Origin of the sequence: Haemophilus sp. HN_Hi08, assembly GCF_049824455.1 — a bacterium.
In the GTDB taxonomy this organism is placed as follows: Bacteria; Pseudomonadota; Gammaproteobacteria; order Enterobacterales; family Pasteurellaceae; genus Haemophilus; species Haemophilus influenzae_D.
Window position 1 is genome coordinate 632,902 of sequence record NZ_CP187493.1, and the last position, 13,867, is coordinate 646,768.

A 13,867-nucleotide genomic window follows, 5' to 3' on the forward strand; every position below is an offset into this window, starting at 1 on the left:
AGCATTATTGCTCGATCTGCTCGCCAATTTCATCTAAGGTTGAAGCTAATTGCGCACCAACTAATACCACAAGCCAACTTATTTGAATCCACAATAACATAATTGGTAAAGTTGCCATTGCACCGTAAATTAATTGATAAGAGGGAAAAGTGACGATATACCAAGTAAATGCTTGTTTACCAAGAGTGAAAAAAATCGCGGCAAGAAATGCACCGTAAGCTGAATGCTTAATTTTCACTTTTTTATTCGGTACAACTGTATAAATAAGGGTAAAAATAAACCAAGTAAATAAAAAAGGCACAAAACTGAGCAATTTTAAGCCTAATGATAAATGTTCCGATTGCTCAAACATTATTTTAATATACGAACTAATCCCAATACTCACGCCAATAATAAGTGGGCCAAGTGTCAAAATCATCCAATAAATCGCAAAAGAAGAAAGCGGAGAGCGAGATTGACTATTGTGCCAAATACTATTTAATGTTCGGTCGATGTTATTAATTAGCATCAAGGCAACGGCAATTAAACTCACAATTCCCACCGCACTCATTTTCTTTGAGTTTGATACAAATTGATCGATATATTCGCCCACCATATCACTCGCTGATGGTGCAAAATTAGTAAAAATCATTTCTTTTAATTCTCCCGTCACTTCATTGAATACAGGAAAAGCAGAGAAAATAGAAAAAATAACCATAACTAAAGGAACCATTGCTAACATTGTGCTATAAGTCAATGCACCAGCTACTTGATTAAGTTTATTTTCTGAAAAACGTTTCCAAAAGAGCAGGCTAAATTGTTTCAATGAAATCATAAAAATCCCCCACAGCAATGTTTAAATTTTTTACCCGAATCACAGACACAAGGTTGTTTCATTGTCGGTAATGATACCGTTGGATCCACAAAATACCAACGATCTTCAATTTTCACAAAAATTGACCGTTCTTGATGGGCTTGCTCACATTCATCGCCTTGAAAAATCGCCTTAAATTCCACCGCACTTTGAGTTTTTGTAAGGCTTTCCGTTTTTAGAATTTCTAATCCTAGCCACACGGTGTTGTCCGCCCATTCTTGCAATAACCTAGGCTCTAATAAAGTTTGTTGGCTTGGCACAGTTGTTACAACAATATAGGGAATATTTTTTAACACATAAGCCGTATAACGTGAACGCATAAGTTGCTCTGCCGTTTCGGGAAATGCTTGTTTTAAATGAAATTTTCCACAACAATCCGCATAATGATGACCAGATTGACAAGGACAATTTTCTAAAGAAAGTGCGGTTGAAATTTCTGACATATTTATCTCTGTTGTTTGAATTTCGATACTTGTGAGCGAATTGAGCGTTTAAAGGCTTCAGCTAATACTTCAATATCTAATGCTGCTTCTAGTTCAGCTTCATTTTCAGGTGAGGATAACAAGCGATTTAAATGGCGAATTGTTATTTGCGGATAAGGACGGGCGAGCAATTTTAATTCATCGTTTTGCTTAATTATTCCTGTTTCAATAATACGAACATACCATCCACTAAGCCCCGTTTGATAAATAATATCACGTGTATTTTCGTTTTCTGTATTTTTTGATAAACGTTCGCAAGGTTTGCGTGGCTGGGACACTTCTAAAATGGTTGAACCGATTTGATAACGATCGCCAATACACACATTGTCTTCATTCAAGCCTGACACGACAAAATTTTCTCCGTATGTCGCAGTATCCATATAAGAAAAATCTTTATTTAATAAAGCATTTAATTTATTAAAAGAATCTACCGACATAAAAAAGAGAGCTTTATCTACACCACCGTGATGTTTTTTCAAACCCACATCGTTTCCTTCCGCACCAAGAGAATGAATTTTTACCGATGGCACAACTTTTTTACGAATCGCGCTTTCGTATTGGCTTCCATCTGAAAAGGTTAGGGTTTGAACTTCCCCTACTTTTATAACTAAAATTTTTGCATTCATTTTATTTTTCGCTTGTTCTAGAAAAAATTTACGTGGAATTATAACCGAAAACGTTTAACTTTTTGACCGCACTTCTTTTTTTACTTATTATTAGTTATCAGAAAAATGAAAGAAAAATAATGAAAATGTTTGAAAAAGAAAACAAAATTTTCTAAAAATGTTTTATTTCTTTTCTTTACAATAAGATTTTTCCTAAGGGCGAAATCATCACGTTCAATGATAATAAGGAGATTTATTATGTCAGACGTATTTCACTTAAACCTCACTAAAGCACAACTTAAAGGCGCAACACTCGCTATTGTTCCAGGCGATCCTGCGCGCAGTGAGCGTATTGCGAAACAACTTGATAACCCAGAGTTTCTTGCAAGCACGCGTGAATTTACATCGTGGTTAGGTTATGTCAATGGTCAGCCTATTGTTGTATGTTCTACGGGTATTGGTGGCCCTTCAACATCAATTTGTGTGGAAGAACTGGCTCAACTTGGTGTACGTACTTTCTTACGTATTGGTACAACGGGTGCAATTCAACCGCACATTAATGTAGGCGATGTTCTTATCACAACCGCTTCTGTTCGCTTAGATGGCGCAAGCTGTCATTTCGTACCTTTAGAATATCCCGCTGTGGCAAACTTTGAATGTACAACCGCACTTTATAATGCAGCGAAAGCAAAAGGTATCGAGCCTTATGTGGGTATAACCGCTTCATCTGATACATTCTATCCTGGTCAAGAACGTTATGATACCTATAGCGGTAAAGTATATCGTGATTACCAAGGGCTACTTAAACAATGGCAAGATTTGAATGTAATGAACTACGAAATGGAATCCTCAACATTGTTCACTATGTGTAGTGCATTGGGTTTACGTGCAGGAATGGTTGCAGGCGTGATTGTAAACCGTACTCAACAAGAAATTCCAAATGAAGCAACAATAAAGCAAACGGAAGAAAAAGCTGTGTCTGTTGTGATCGCAGCTGCACAAGCGTTGTTAAGTTAAATTAATATTTATTTGAAGCAATAAAACCTTATTTTATTCTGCACCTTAATTAGATTTATTTTCTAATGAAGTAAGGTGCAGATTTTTTATTAACAAACTGCGATCTTCTGATCAATTTAATCAAAGTAGTCTATTTGCTCGTTGGCATTAAAACCTAAACTTGATATAAGTTCTAAATAAACTATTTCTAAAGGCTAAATAACCTGAAATATTGATGACTAAAATTAGATTTCTGTTAAATCTACATTTTTAGTCTCTTTTGAGGCTAATAATGCCAAGAGAGTCATTAATACATTGATTGCTAAATAAATCCCTACGCCCATTACACCAAATGACGCATTAATTTTTAAAGAAATCATCGCCGCAATTGTTGCACCAATAATTGATGCCAAATTATAGGCGAGAGATGCGCCTGAATAACGCACTTCCGTTGGGAACAATTCTGGTAATAACGCTGCCATTGGACCAAATGTCATTCCCATAATCGCCATACCAATCACTAAAAATGCAAATACGCTAACTGGTGTGCCATTTTCTAAGAATAACGGCATTGCTAAACCAAGCACACCGATAGCAATAGTTACCCAAATTAACCATTTACGACGACCGATTTTATCGGCATAAACACCAGAAATACTAATAAAAATACCAAATACAATCGCACTAATTAATAACAAGCCAGTAAATGTATTTGCTGGGATACCTAAGCCAAGCGCATAACCTGCTTCAGAAAGCTTTGGCGCGGTTCGAGAATATGCCTGTGCAAAAGCCGTCATAATGTAAAACAGAGAATAAGTTGCCACCATAATAAATGTACCAATGATCATTGGTTTTAAGTGTTTGGTAAACACAACACTCACTGGTGCATTCAATTTTTTGCCTTTTTGCTCTGCTTCCACAAATACGTGGCTTTCGTGCAAAGTTAAGCGAACATATAAACCAACTGCAACTAATAAAATGGAAGAGACAAACGGAATACGCCACGCCCATTCAACAAGTGCATTATGACCAAGTAAATAGCTAACTAAGAAGAACGTTCCATTAGCGACAAATAAACCAATTGGTGCGCCTAATTGAGGGAAAGTACCGTACCAAGCTCGTTTTCCTTCTGGTGCATTTTCTGTTGCGACTAACGCTGCACCGCCCCATTCGCCACCGAGTCCAATACCTTGACCAACACGGCATACGCAAAGCAAAATCGGCGCCCAAATACCAATTTGAGCATAGTTAGGAAGTAAACCAATTACTACCGTTGAACCACCCATTAAAACAAGGGAGGCAACCAAGGTTTTTTTACGACCAATTTTATCGCCGAAGTGACCAAATAATGCAGAACCAATAGGGCGCGCAAAAAATGCAAGTGCAAGCGTAGAAAGAGAAAGTAAGTCATTAGAAAGCGGATCATCGCTTTGGAAGAATTGCGTATTAAAAACTAATACAGCGGCAGCCGCATAGATATAATAATCAAAAAATTCGATTGCTGTACCGACCATCGAGGCTAACGCCACTTTCATCGGATTATTGCGAAGTTGTGTAGACATTGTGTTTTCCTAGAAGTTTATTATAAAAAGAAATGGATAAATCCTAGCATTTTAACTAAGGTCTAGCAATTTTTAATATGCAATTTTCTATTTTTTTAGAGAAATATTTTGAATTTTCTAAATGTGAGTTATGCCCAGCACAGGGAATTGTCACTAAATTAATTTGATTTTCTTTCGCAATAGTTTGAAATTTATGATCTCGTTCGCCACAAAAATAAAAAAATGGCAAAGAACTTAACCGCACTTTTTCACTAAAATCAGGTTGCTTGGATAGACTTGTCGCCAACAACATTTTGCCAATATTTTCCCCACAATTTGATTTTCGTTTTTCAACCAACTGTAATCTTTCTTCTGCAGTCAAATAGGAAAACACAGGTTGTTGATACCAATCATTTAACACATTTTCTGGCGATTCTTGTACAAAACGTTGCGACCAAGCAAAATCTTGCTGGAAACGAGCCTGTTTTTCTTCGTCGGTTTTTAAACCTAGATTCGCCCCTTCTAAAATAACGCCTTGCAAATTAGATCGTTCCACCTGAGCTTGCATCGCATAATACAAAGCGATCCGTCCACCTAGAGAATACCCAACAAGAAAATAGGGTTCATTTTTTACCGCACTTTTAATTTGCTGAGATAAATACTCCGCCGTTTCTTCAAAATTTGTAACTTCAACGCCTTTGGCTTGTCCATGAAAAGGCAAATCTAGCGGAATACAATTAAAGTGCGGTAAATTTTTAATGACTTTTTGCCAGTCGTTTTTTGTACCAAGAAGTCCGTGAAGAAAAATGATGTTTATCATTGGAGGGATTATTGATAGAAATAATAAAATATGGCGGGACCAAAGCCCGCCTACAGAATACTTAAGCACCAATCACGGCGTGACTAATTTGCTCGATTAAGCGTTTATACAAACTACTACCATCACTCGGATTGGTTTTAATTTCAATTAACGTTGCCTTGCGACGACTATAAGCCTGTTTAACAACGGAATTAAGATCTGCCCAAGTATAAGGATGAGCGTATTTGAGATCGAACATTGCCGCGATTTGAGAAAAATCGCCGTTATGCGGTAATCGATAGAACTGATCTTTGACTTGTTCATCCACAGGTAACATATCAAAAATCGCGCCACCATTATTATTGATCACAAAGATTACTGTTGGTTGCGTAACGTTTTTGAATAATGCGAAAGAATTTAGATCATATAAAGTGGACGTATCGCCAATCACCGCAACAACAGGTTTATTTGAACCTATACCAATTCCAGCTGCCGTAGCCAACAAACCATCAATTCCACTCGCGCCACGATTGGTATAAACAGGATAACTTTCTGGTAATTGCGTTAGCGCATCAACCAGACGAACAAGTAAACTATTACCTAAAAATAAAACACCGTTATAAGGTAAAAGTGTTGGTAAACGTAATGCGAACGAGGCTTCCGTTAAATTTCCGCCTACTTGCTGTTCAATAAAGGTCGCACAGAACTTAGATAAAGCTAATGGCTCAAGCAACCAAGGCTTTTGGCGTAAAGGAGGATGCGCACGCAACCAATGATGTGCTTTAGCATTAAATCTTGTCAGCGAATGATGATAAGGATCTAATGCTTTACCGCTTTGTTCAACCAACCAAAATTCCCCTTTAAACGCCTGTAAGAATTGATTAATGCGTTTACTAATAAAGCGTGCGCCAAATTGAATCACAATATCAGCTTGCAGAAGTTTTTCACGAACAGTTTGGCTTGCCAGCCAAATATCTTCATAAGGCGTCGTTGGAACAACACCAGATTGAATATCCGTCAGTAACACCCAGCCCATAGCACTTGCCCAAGAGTTAATGCCCATCGCTTGTTCTGCAGGTAATTGACCAACCACAACAACACCACGTTTGGTACGCCAATGATCCCAGTTTTCATGCATTAATACTTCGTTCTGTTGAGCTTCCACATTCATCCAAGGCTTAGTTTGAATTAACCAGCGTTGTAATGGCTGCAGCCAACTATGGGAATCTACAGCCTCATCAGTTGCATCATAAAGTGGCTCGGCAAATGGCACATTAATATGAACAACGCCACCTTGTTGTTTTTGTTGGAAGGCAGCCTGTTCAAGTAGAGAAATTAACCACTGCGCAGAATAATCAGCTTTCGGTTTAGGTAAATTAACATTTGCAACCGGATACTGACCAAACATATTTTGTTGCAAAATAGCCTGATTTGCACCGCACTCCCAAAGCTCTGGTGGACGATCAGCAGTTAAAACAAATAAATTCACACCCGTTTGGCGAGCTTCAATAATGGCAGGATAAAGATTTGCTGTTGCAGTACCTGATGTAACAATAATTGCGACAGGGGATTGAGTTGCCTTAGCAATACCCAAAGCAAAAAAACCTAAACCACGTTCATCAAAATGCGTATGACAAGTGACTGAACCCGCATTTTGCAAACGTACAGCTTCAAGAGTTAAAGGTGTCGAACGCGAACCTGGCGCGATACAAACGTGAGAAACGCCTTGACGCACCAAGGTTTCTAAAATCACTTTCGACCAACAACGATTAAACACGCTTACCGACATTTTTTTCTCCGTTATCATTTTTCTTCTGCAAACAAGGAAATCAACCCTGCTGCTTTACGTTCAATTTCTTTCCACTCTTCCAATGGCTGCGAGCCTGCCACAATGCCTGCGCCAGCAAATACACGAATACGATGAGCTTCAATAAAGGCAGAACGAATCGCCACACAAAACTCGGAACCAACATCGCTCATCACACCCAATGTTCCCGCATACCAGCCTCGATCAAAGGTTTCAATTTCTGACAAAATCATTTTGGCTTGTTGCTGTGGCAAACCAGATACTGCAGCTGTAGGATGAATCGCTTTTAATATATTTACATCCGCATAATGTGCGGTCAAATTTGCACGAATTTTACGAATCAAATGTTGTACTTTACGTAACGGCTTCAATTCAACATTGCTTACATCAAAACTTTCTACTTGCTGACGTAAATTCTGCGAAATATCTTCTACGACCAACCAATTTTCTTTTAAATTTTTCTCGTCATTTAACAACCAATTGGCTTGAGATTGCGTTTCTTCCTCACTTTCAGAAACCGATGCCGTCCCCGCCAAAGCCTCTGTTAGCAACAAATTATACTCACGAGCAAATAGGCGTTCTGGCGTAGAACCAACAAAAACCGAATGAGAATTTTCAGCCCATAAAAAATGATAACAACTTTGATTTTGCTTTTCGCTTTCTGCTAAAAAATCGTACGCGTTAATCGCTTGCTTTAAATGAAAAGTGGTTTCATTGGCTAATACAATTTTTGTCAGTTCCCCACTTTTAATTTCTACCAAAGCCTGATTTACCCAATCGCACCAAGTTCTTTCGTTAGCTCGAAGCTCTGTATGCAAAGGAATTTGTTTTGGCAAAGCAGAAAGTGCGGTGATATTTTCAAAAGTTTTTAGGTGGGCTAAAGTATCATTCGCACTTTGCTCATCTTTCACAAAAAATGATACCAATGCACCTTTCTCATCCTGTTCAACAAGAATTTTTGGCAATACAAATTGTGCGATACCTTGAAATTGCAAACCACCTACCAGTGGGAAACCACTTTCTTCAATAAACTCTTGCACTAAATTTAATTGTGAAAATGACTGCACTTCGCCAAGCGCAGCCAATGCTTTTTCTTCATCACGAAAATGTAAATAAAATTGTGGATACGCAGATTGACTTTTCAGCCAAGCCAATAAATCGACCTTGTCCAGTTTCACCTGAAAACGGACAAGTTCATTCGTTGATTGCTGTAAATATGCGTGAATTTTTGATTTTAACTCGCCTATTGCCTGCGCTAAATAACTCATTAGATTTTGTTTTAAATACACAAAAAATTAGCCGTATTCTACCGCAGATTGTTAATGACAAAAAATTTTTTTACAAAATCTTTTCAATATTGAAAATTCAGCGTAAATTAACCGCACTTTTCTCGAAAAATTTATTAGAAACAAAAGGATTTCACTATGCGATTATTCCCAAAATCCGACAAATTAGAACACGTATGTTATGACATTCGTGGGCCAGTGCATAAAGAAGCACTACGCTTAGAAGAAGAAGGCAATAAAATTTTAAAACTTAATATCGGCAACCCCGCCCCTTTCGGCTTTGAAGCACCCGATGAAATTTTAGTAGACGTGCTACGTAATTTGCCATCGGCTCAAGGCTACTGCGATTCAAAAGGTTTATATTCTGCTCGTAAAGCCATTGTTCAATATTATCAATCAAAAGGTATTCACGGTGCGACCGTCAATGATGTGTATATTGGTAACGGCGTATCTGAGCTTATCACAATGGCAATGCAAGCATTACTTAATGATGGCGATGAAGTGCTTGTGCCGATGCCTGATTATCCGCTTTGGACTGCAGCGGTAACCCTTTCTGGCGGTAAAGCTGTTCATTATCTTTGTGATGAAGAAGCAAATTGGTTCCCAGCTATTGATGATATTAAAGCGAAAGTGAATGCTAAAACTAAAGCCATTGTTATCATCAATCCAAACAATCCAACTGGCGCAGTGTATAGCAAAGAATTATTACAAGAAATTGTGGAAATCGCGCGCCAAAATAATTTGATTATCTTCGCAGACGAAATCTATGACAAAATTTTATACGATGGCGCAATACATCATCACATTGCCGCACTTGCCCCTGATTTATTAACCGTTACGCTGAATGGGTTATCAAAAGCTTATCGAGTTGCAGGCTTCCGCCAAGGTTGGATGATTTTAAACGGCCCAAAACATAATGCGAAGGGTTATATTGAAGGCTTGGATATGCTGGCATCAATGCGCTTATGTGCTAACGTACCAATGCAACATGCAATTCAAACCGCACTTGGTGGCTATCAAAGTATTAATGAATTTATTTTACCGGGCGGCCGATTACTTGAGCAACGAAACAAAGCCTATGATCTTATTACTCAAATACCCGGCATTACTTGCGTAAAACCAATGGGGGCGATGTATATGTTCCCGAAAATTGATGTGAAAAAATTCAATATTCACAGTGATGAAAAAATGGTGCTTGATTTACTCCGCAAAGAAAAAGTGTTACTTGTGCACGGTAAAGGATTTAATTGGCATTCGCCAGATCACTTCCGTGTTGTTACTCTTCCTTATGTAAATCAACTTGAGGAAGCCATTACAAAATTAGCAAGATTTTTGTCTGATTACCGTCAATAATGAATGCTTTGACAACATTACAAAGGGGACTGAATGTCCCCTTTTTATCGATATAAATATATTGCACTTTCCTTTTGCACTACTATAATAGTGCAAATTTATTTTAGAGGCATTTTATGACACAACAAAGATCCCCTTCTCTCTTAGGCGGTGCGATGATCATCGCTGGTACAGCTATTGGTGCAGGCATGCTGGCTAACCCAACTTCAACGGCTGGTGTATGGTTTATTGGTTCGATTCTCGCTTTAATTTATACTTGGTTTTGTATGACGACATCAGGATTAATGATCCTAGAAGCTAATCTGCATTATCCAACAGGTTCAAGTTTTGACACCATCGTTAAAGATTTATTAGGAAAAAGTTGGAATATTACCAACGGCCTTTCTGTTGCTTTCGTCTTATATGTTTTGACTTATGCCTACATAACCTCAGGCGGAGGCATTACACAAAATCTGCTAAACCAGGCATTCAGTTCTGCTGAAAGTACGGTGGATATTGGAAGAACTTCAGGATCTTTAATTTTCTGCCTTATCCTTGCAGCCTTCGTGTGGCTTTCAACCAAAGCGGTGGACCGTTTCACAACTGTGTTAATTGTCGGGATGGTGGTCGCTTTTTTCCTTTCTACCATTGGTTTATTAAGCTCTGTAAAAACAGAAGTTTTATTCAATACAGTCTCTCAAAGCGAACAAACATATTTACCTTATTTATTGACCGCACTTCCAGTTTGTCTCGTGTCCTTTGGTTTCCACGGGAATGTTCCAAGTCTCGTCAAATATTACGATCGTGATGGTCGTCGTGTGATGAAATCGATCTTTATTGGTACGGGCTTAGCATTAGTGATTTACATCTTATGGCAGCTTGCTGTGCAAGGTAATTTACCACGCACTGAATTTGCCCCAGTCATTGAAAAAGGCGGCGATGTTTCTGCATTATTAGAGGCTTTACATAAATATATTGAAGTAGAATACCTTGCCGTCGTATTAAATTTCTTTGCTTATATGGCAATTTCTACGTCATTCTTAGGTGTAACTTTAGGCTTATTTGACTATATCGCCGATCTGTTTAAATTTGACGATAGCTTATTAGGCAGAACAAAAACAACACTTGTTACTTTTTTACCGCCATTATTGCTAAGCCTGCAATTTCCTTATGGATTTGTGATTGCCATTGGTTACGCTGGATTGGCGGCAACAATTTGGGCTGCAATTGTCCCCGCACTTCTTGCCAAAGCAAGTCGCCAAAAATTCCCAAATGCGACTTATAAAGTGTACGGAGGAAGTTTTATGATTGGGTTTATAATGTTATTTGGCATATTAAATATTGTGGCGCAAATTGGGGCAAACTTAGGTTGGTTTGCAAGTTTTACTGGGTAAGTTTTAAAGAATGGATTTAAATTTTCAAGATATTTAAATGATTAAATAGTGATCTGCACCTTATAGGTGGGTTATGTAGTCCAACTAATTCATGCAGATCAGCCCCTTAATTATTTTACTTTTTATTAGTTACAAACAATCTTCACTGCCAGTCCGCCTTGCGATGTTTCGCGATACTTAGCGTTCATATCTTTGCCTGTTTCGTACATTGTTTCAATCACTTTATCCAAGCTTACTCTTGGATTAGTGGTACGGCGTAAAGCCATACGTGATGCATTGATTGCTTTAACTGAAGCAATCGCATTGCGTTCGATGCAAGGTACTTGAACTTGACCGCCGACAGGGTCGCAAGTTAATCCTAAATTATGCTCCATTGCAATTTCAGCTGCGATGCACACTTGTAGTGGATTGCCACCCAGAATTTCAGCAAGTCCTGCAGCCGCCATTGAACAAGCTACACCGACTTCACCTTGACAACCCACTTCTGCGCCAGAAATCGAAGCGTTCATTTTATAAAGTGAACCAATCATACCTGCTGCTAATAAATAGCGTTCAATGATTTCAGGTGTTAATGGCGAGATAAATTTTTCGTAGTAAGCTAATACTGCTGGAATAATCCCACACGCACCGTTAGTTGGAGCTGTGACTACACGTCCACCCGCTGCATTTTCTTCATTGACAGCAAGCGCAAACATATTGACCCAGTCGATCACACGCATTGGATCGTTAGATAAATTCGTATTAGCTTGCAACATACGATAAAGTGAAGCCGCACGACGTGGTACTTTTAATGGGCCGGGTAAAATACCCTCTGTGTGAATGCCGTGTTCAATACAAGCCTGCATCGTTTTCCAAACATTCTCTAGATGAGCACTGACAGCCTCTTTGCCATTCAATGCGATTTCATTTTCCAACATCACAGTGGAAAGCATTAAACCGTTATCACTGCAATGTTTCAAAATATCTTCGGCATTTTTGTAAGGATAAGGCACTTGGACTGTGGTTTTTTCTTCTTTGCCAAAATGGGCTTCATCGACAATAAAACCACCACCAATCGAATAATAGGTTTGGCGATAAAGTTCTGTGCGATTTTCATCAAGAGCGGTAATTGTCATGCCATTTTCGTGCAATTTTAAAAAAGTGCGGTGGAAAATGAGATTATTTTCAAAATCAAATTTTACCGTTTTTTGATCAATATTAATGGGTAAAAGCGCAGTTTGTTTCACTTTCTCGATGAAACCTGAAATCATATCGATGTCCACATTATGTGGTAAATAACCCGCTAATCCCATAATGATGGCGATATCTGTACTGTGACCTCTCCCTGTCATCGAAAGAGAACCATACACATCCACATGAATTTCAGCTGTTTGTTCAAACTGATTTCGTTTAATTAAGTCGTCTATAAATTGTTTACCCGCTTTCATCGGACCGACCGTGTGGGAACTGGATGGCCCAATTCCCACTTTAAACATATCAAATACGCTAATCATAAATTTCTCAAAATTCGTTAAAAATTAAAAGCGATTATAATAATCCATAAACAACTGCAGAAATAGCAATTAGTCCCATAATTGTTACAAATACATTACTGAAATGTCCGCTGTAGCGTTTCATTGCTGGGATTTTGCGAATCGCATACATTGGCATAATGAATAAAATCATCGCAATGATTGGGCCGCCAAGAGATTCAATTAAGCCTAAGATACTTGGATTAATAATCGCAACGCCCCATAAGGTTAATAAGAAGAAAAGTGCGGTCGCATAATTGAGTTTTTTACGATTTACAGATTCGCCTTTCATTTTCAAATATAAGCCTTCTAATCCTTCACGTGCCCCCATATAGTGACCGAAGAATGAACTTGTAATTGCTAAGAATGCAACAAGCGGGCCAAAATAAGAGATATATGGATTATCAAATTTATTTGCTAAGAAAGACAAGATACTAATATTCTGTTCTTTTGCTGCCACTAATTCTTCAGGTGTTAGTGTTAATACACAGCTAAATACGAAGAACATTACGAAGAATAATAAAATCGTTGAAGCGCCTTTTTCTGTATGGCTGATATGGCGTTCTGCGCCCTCAAACGTTTTGTATTCACGGAATTGTGAGCAAGTGAACGATGAAGTCGCTGGCGAATGGTTAAATGAAAATACTAATACGGGAATGGTTAGCCATAAAGTGGTTAAGAAACCACCTGCTGTTGGAAATTCATATAATACGGTACTATTCCATTCAGGAATTAAGTAAATAGAAAGAACAAATAAAATTAAGACTAACGGGTAAACAAGCCATTCTGTGATTTTTAACATCACTTTTTCATTAAATAACATCACGGAAATCAATACCGCAATTAATACAAAAGAGAGAATAACTCGATTTGGTGATGCCATACCAAGTTGATTTACAATGAAAGAATCTACGGTGTTCGTGATACCGTTACCGTAAATTAACAGAATAGGGAAAATTGCGAAAAAATAAAGTAAGGTAATAAGTTTACCAGCGGTTTTACCAAAGTGTTCTTCCACTACTTCAGTAATATCGCTGCCAGGCTTTTTAGATGAAAGCACAAAATAAGCTAAGCCACGATGAGCAAAATAAGTCATGGGCCCGACGATAATTGCCATTAAAACTAACGGCCAAAATCCCCCCATCCCTGCGTTAATCGGCAAGAACAATACGCCCGCGCCAACCGCCGTACCGAAAAGGTTTAACATCCACGTTGCATCAAATTTGTTCCATTTGAGTTTTTCTGTTGATTTCATAGTTTG

The 13,867-nt window shown here is 38.2% G+C and carries 12 protein-coding genes; 3 read left to right on the forward strand and 9 right to left on the reverse strand.

All coding sequences use genetic code 11. The features are described 5' to 3' along the window. Window positions 1-4 precede the first annotated feature (4 nt). The 3 genes from ACPT8O_RS03160 to ACPT8O_RS03170 are packed head-to-tail and all read right to left on the reverse strand — an operon-like array spanning window position 5 to window position 1,961. On the reverse strand, window positions 5-814 hold the full coding sequence (locus ACPT8O_RS03160) for a virulence factor BrkB family protein (RefSeq protein ID WP_005653369.1): 810 nt from the start codon (window positions 812-814) through the stop codon (window positions 5-7). After that, window positions 811-1,296: a YchJ family protein gene (locus ACPT8O_RS03165; protein WP_020909970.1), complete on the reverse strand. Its 486-nt coding sequence runs from the start codon at window positions 1,294-1,296 to the stop codon at window positions 811-813. The genes ACPT8O_RS03160 and ACPT8O_RS03165 overlap by 4 nt, the downstream gene beginning before the upstream one ends. 2 nt (window positions 1,297-1,298) lie before the next feature. After that, window positions 1,299-1,961, reverse strand: coding sequence for an MOSC domain-containing protein (locus tag ACPT8O_RS03170; protein WP_021035719.1), 663 nt, complete (start codon window positions 1,959-1,961; stop codon window positions 1,299-1,301). Between the two features lie 237 nt (window positions 1,962-2,198). On the opposite strand from ACPT8O_RS03170, the gene udp reads away from it, so the two are divergent. Continuing rightward, the gene (gene udp / locus ACPT8O_RS03175; RefSeq protein ID WP_021035718.1) at window positions 2,199-2,957 is read left to right on the forward strand and encodes a uridine phosphorylase; all 759 of its coding nucleotides are present in this window, start codon (window positions 2,199-2,201) and stop codon (window positions 2,955-2,957) included. Between the two features lie 224 nt (window positions 2,958-3,181). Here udp and ACPT8O_RS03180 read toward each other — a convergent pair whose 3' ends face one another. From ACPT8O_RS03180 to ACPT8O_RS03195, 4 genes are all read right to left on the reverse strand, one after another. After that, window positions 3,182-4,498 (reverse strand): MFS transporter, encoded by a 1,317-nt coding sequence (locus tag ACPT8O_RS03180; RefSeq protein WP_005689473.1) that lies wholly within the window; start codon window positions 4,496-4,498, stop codon window positions 3,182-3,184. A gap of 55 nt (window positions 4,499-4,553) precedes the next feature. Beyond that, window positions 4,554-5,297 carry a 2-succinyl-6-hydroxy-2,4-cyclohexadiene-1-carboxylate synthase gene (menH, locus tag ACPT8O_RS03185; protein WP_021035717.1) on the reverse strand — a complete coding sequence of 248 codons (744 nt, stop codon included), beginning with the start codon at window positions 5,295-5,297 and terminating at the stop codon, window positions 4,554-4,556. Between the two features lie 61 nt (window positions 5,298-5,358). Then, window positions 5,359-7,065, reverse strand: coding sequence for a 2-succinyl-5-enolpyruvyl-6-hydroxy-3-cyclohexene-1-carboxylic-acid synthase (gene menD, locus ACPT8O_RS03190; protein ID WP_041175385.1), 1,707 nt, complete (start codon window positions 7,063-7,065; stop codon window positions 5,359-5,361). A gap of 14 nt (window positions 7,066-7,079) precedes the next feature. Then, entirely contained in the window at window positions 7,080-8,351 is a 1,272-nt protein-coding gene (locus ACPT8O_RS03195) for an isochorismate synthase (protein ID WP_021035715.1), read from the reverse strand. Window positions 8,352-8,507: 156 nt separating this feature from the next. Between ACPT8O_RS03195 and ACPT8O_RS03200 the strand changes: the two genes are divergently transcribed. Both ACPT8O_RS03200 and mtr read left to right on the forward strand, forming a co-directional pair. Then, window positions 8,508-9,722, forward strand: coding sequence for a pyridoxal phosphate-dependent aminotransferase (locus ACPT8O_RS03200; protein WP_021035713.1), 1,215 nt, complete (start codon window positions 8,508-8,510; stop codon window positions 9,720-9,722). 116 nt (window positions 9,723-9,838) lie between these two features. Beyond that, window positions 9,839-11,095, forward strand: a complete 1,257-nt coding sequence (gene mtr / locus ACPT8O_RS03205) for a tryptophan permease (RefSeq protein WP_021035712.1) — start codon at window positions 9,839-9,841, stop codon at window positions 11,093-11,095. Between the two features lie 125 nt (window positions 11,096-11,220). Here mtr and ACPT8O_RS03210 read toward each other — a convergent pair whose 3' ends face one another. Then, window positions 11,221-12,588, reverse strand: coding sequence for an L-serine ammonia-lyase (locus tag ACPT8O_RS03210; RefSeq protein WP_021035711.1), 1,368 nt, complete (start codon window positions 12,586-12,588; stop codon window positions 11,221-11,223). Between the two features lie 34 nt (window positions 12,589-12,622). Then, entirely contained in the window at window positions 12,623-13,861 is a 1,239-nt protein-coding gene (locus ACPT8O_RS03215) for an HAAAP family serine/threonine permease (protein WP_021035710.1), read from the reverse strand. Between the last annotated feature and the right edge of the window lie 6 nt (window positions 13,862-13,867).

Bases quoted from the DNA above. Each gene is read 5' to 3' on its own strand.
- ACPT8O_RS03180 (WP_005689473.1), bottom strand. From the start codon at position 4,498: ATGTCTACACAACTTCGCAATAATCCGATGAAAGTGGCGTTAGCCTCG.
- ACPT8O_RS03160 (WP_005653369.1), bottom strand. From the start codon at position 814: ATGATTTCATTGAAACAATTTAGCCTGCTCTTTTGGAAACGTTTTTCA.
- menH (WP_021035717.1), bottom strand. From the start codon at position 5,297: ATGATAAACATCATTTTTCTTCACGGACTTCTTGGTACAAAAAACGAC.
- ACPT8O_RS03210 (WP_021035711.1), bottom strand. From the start codon at position 12,588: ATGATTAGCGTATTTGATATGTTTAAAGTGGGAATTGGGCCATCCAGT.
- ACPT8O_RS03165 (WP_020909970.1), bottom strand. From the start codon at position 1,296: ATGTCAGAAATTTCAACCGCACTTTCTTTAGAAAATTGTCCTTGTCAA.
- ACPT8O_RS03200 (WP_021035713.1), top strand. From the start codon at position 8,508: ATGCGATTATTCCCAAAATCCGACAAATTAGAACACGTATGTTATGAC.
- ACPT8O_RS03215 (WP_021035710.1), bottom strand. From the start codon at position 13,861: ATGAAATCAACAGAAAAACTCAAATGGAACAAATTTGATGCAACGTGG.
- ACPT8O_RS03195 (WP_021035715.1), bottom strand. From the start codon at position 8,351: ATGAGTTATTTAGCGCAGGCAATAGGCGAGTTAAAATCAAAAATTCAC.
- udp (WP_021035718.1), top strand. From the start codon at position 2,199: ATGTCAGACGTATTTCACTTAAACCTCACTAAAGCACAACTTAAAGGC.
- menD (WP_041175385.1), bottom strand. From the start codon at position 7,065: ATGTCGGTAAGCGTGTTTAATCGTTGTTGGTCGAAAGTGATTTTAGAA.
- ACPT8O_RS03170 (WP_021035719.1), bottom strand. From the start codon at position 1,961: ATGAATGCAAAAATTTTAGTTATAAAAGTAGGGGAAGTTCAAACCCTA.
- mtr (WP_021035712.1), top strand. From the start codon at position 9,839: ATGACACAACAAAGATCCCCTTCTCTCTTAGGCGGTGCGATGATCATC.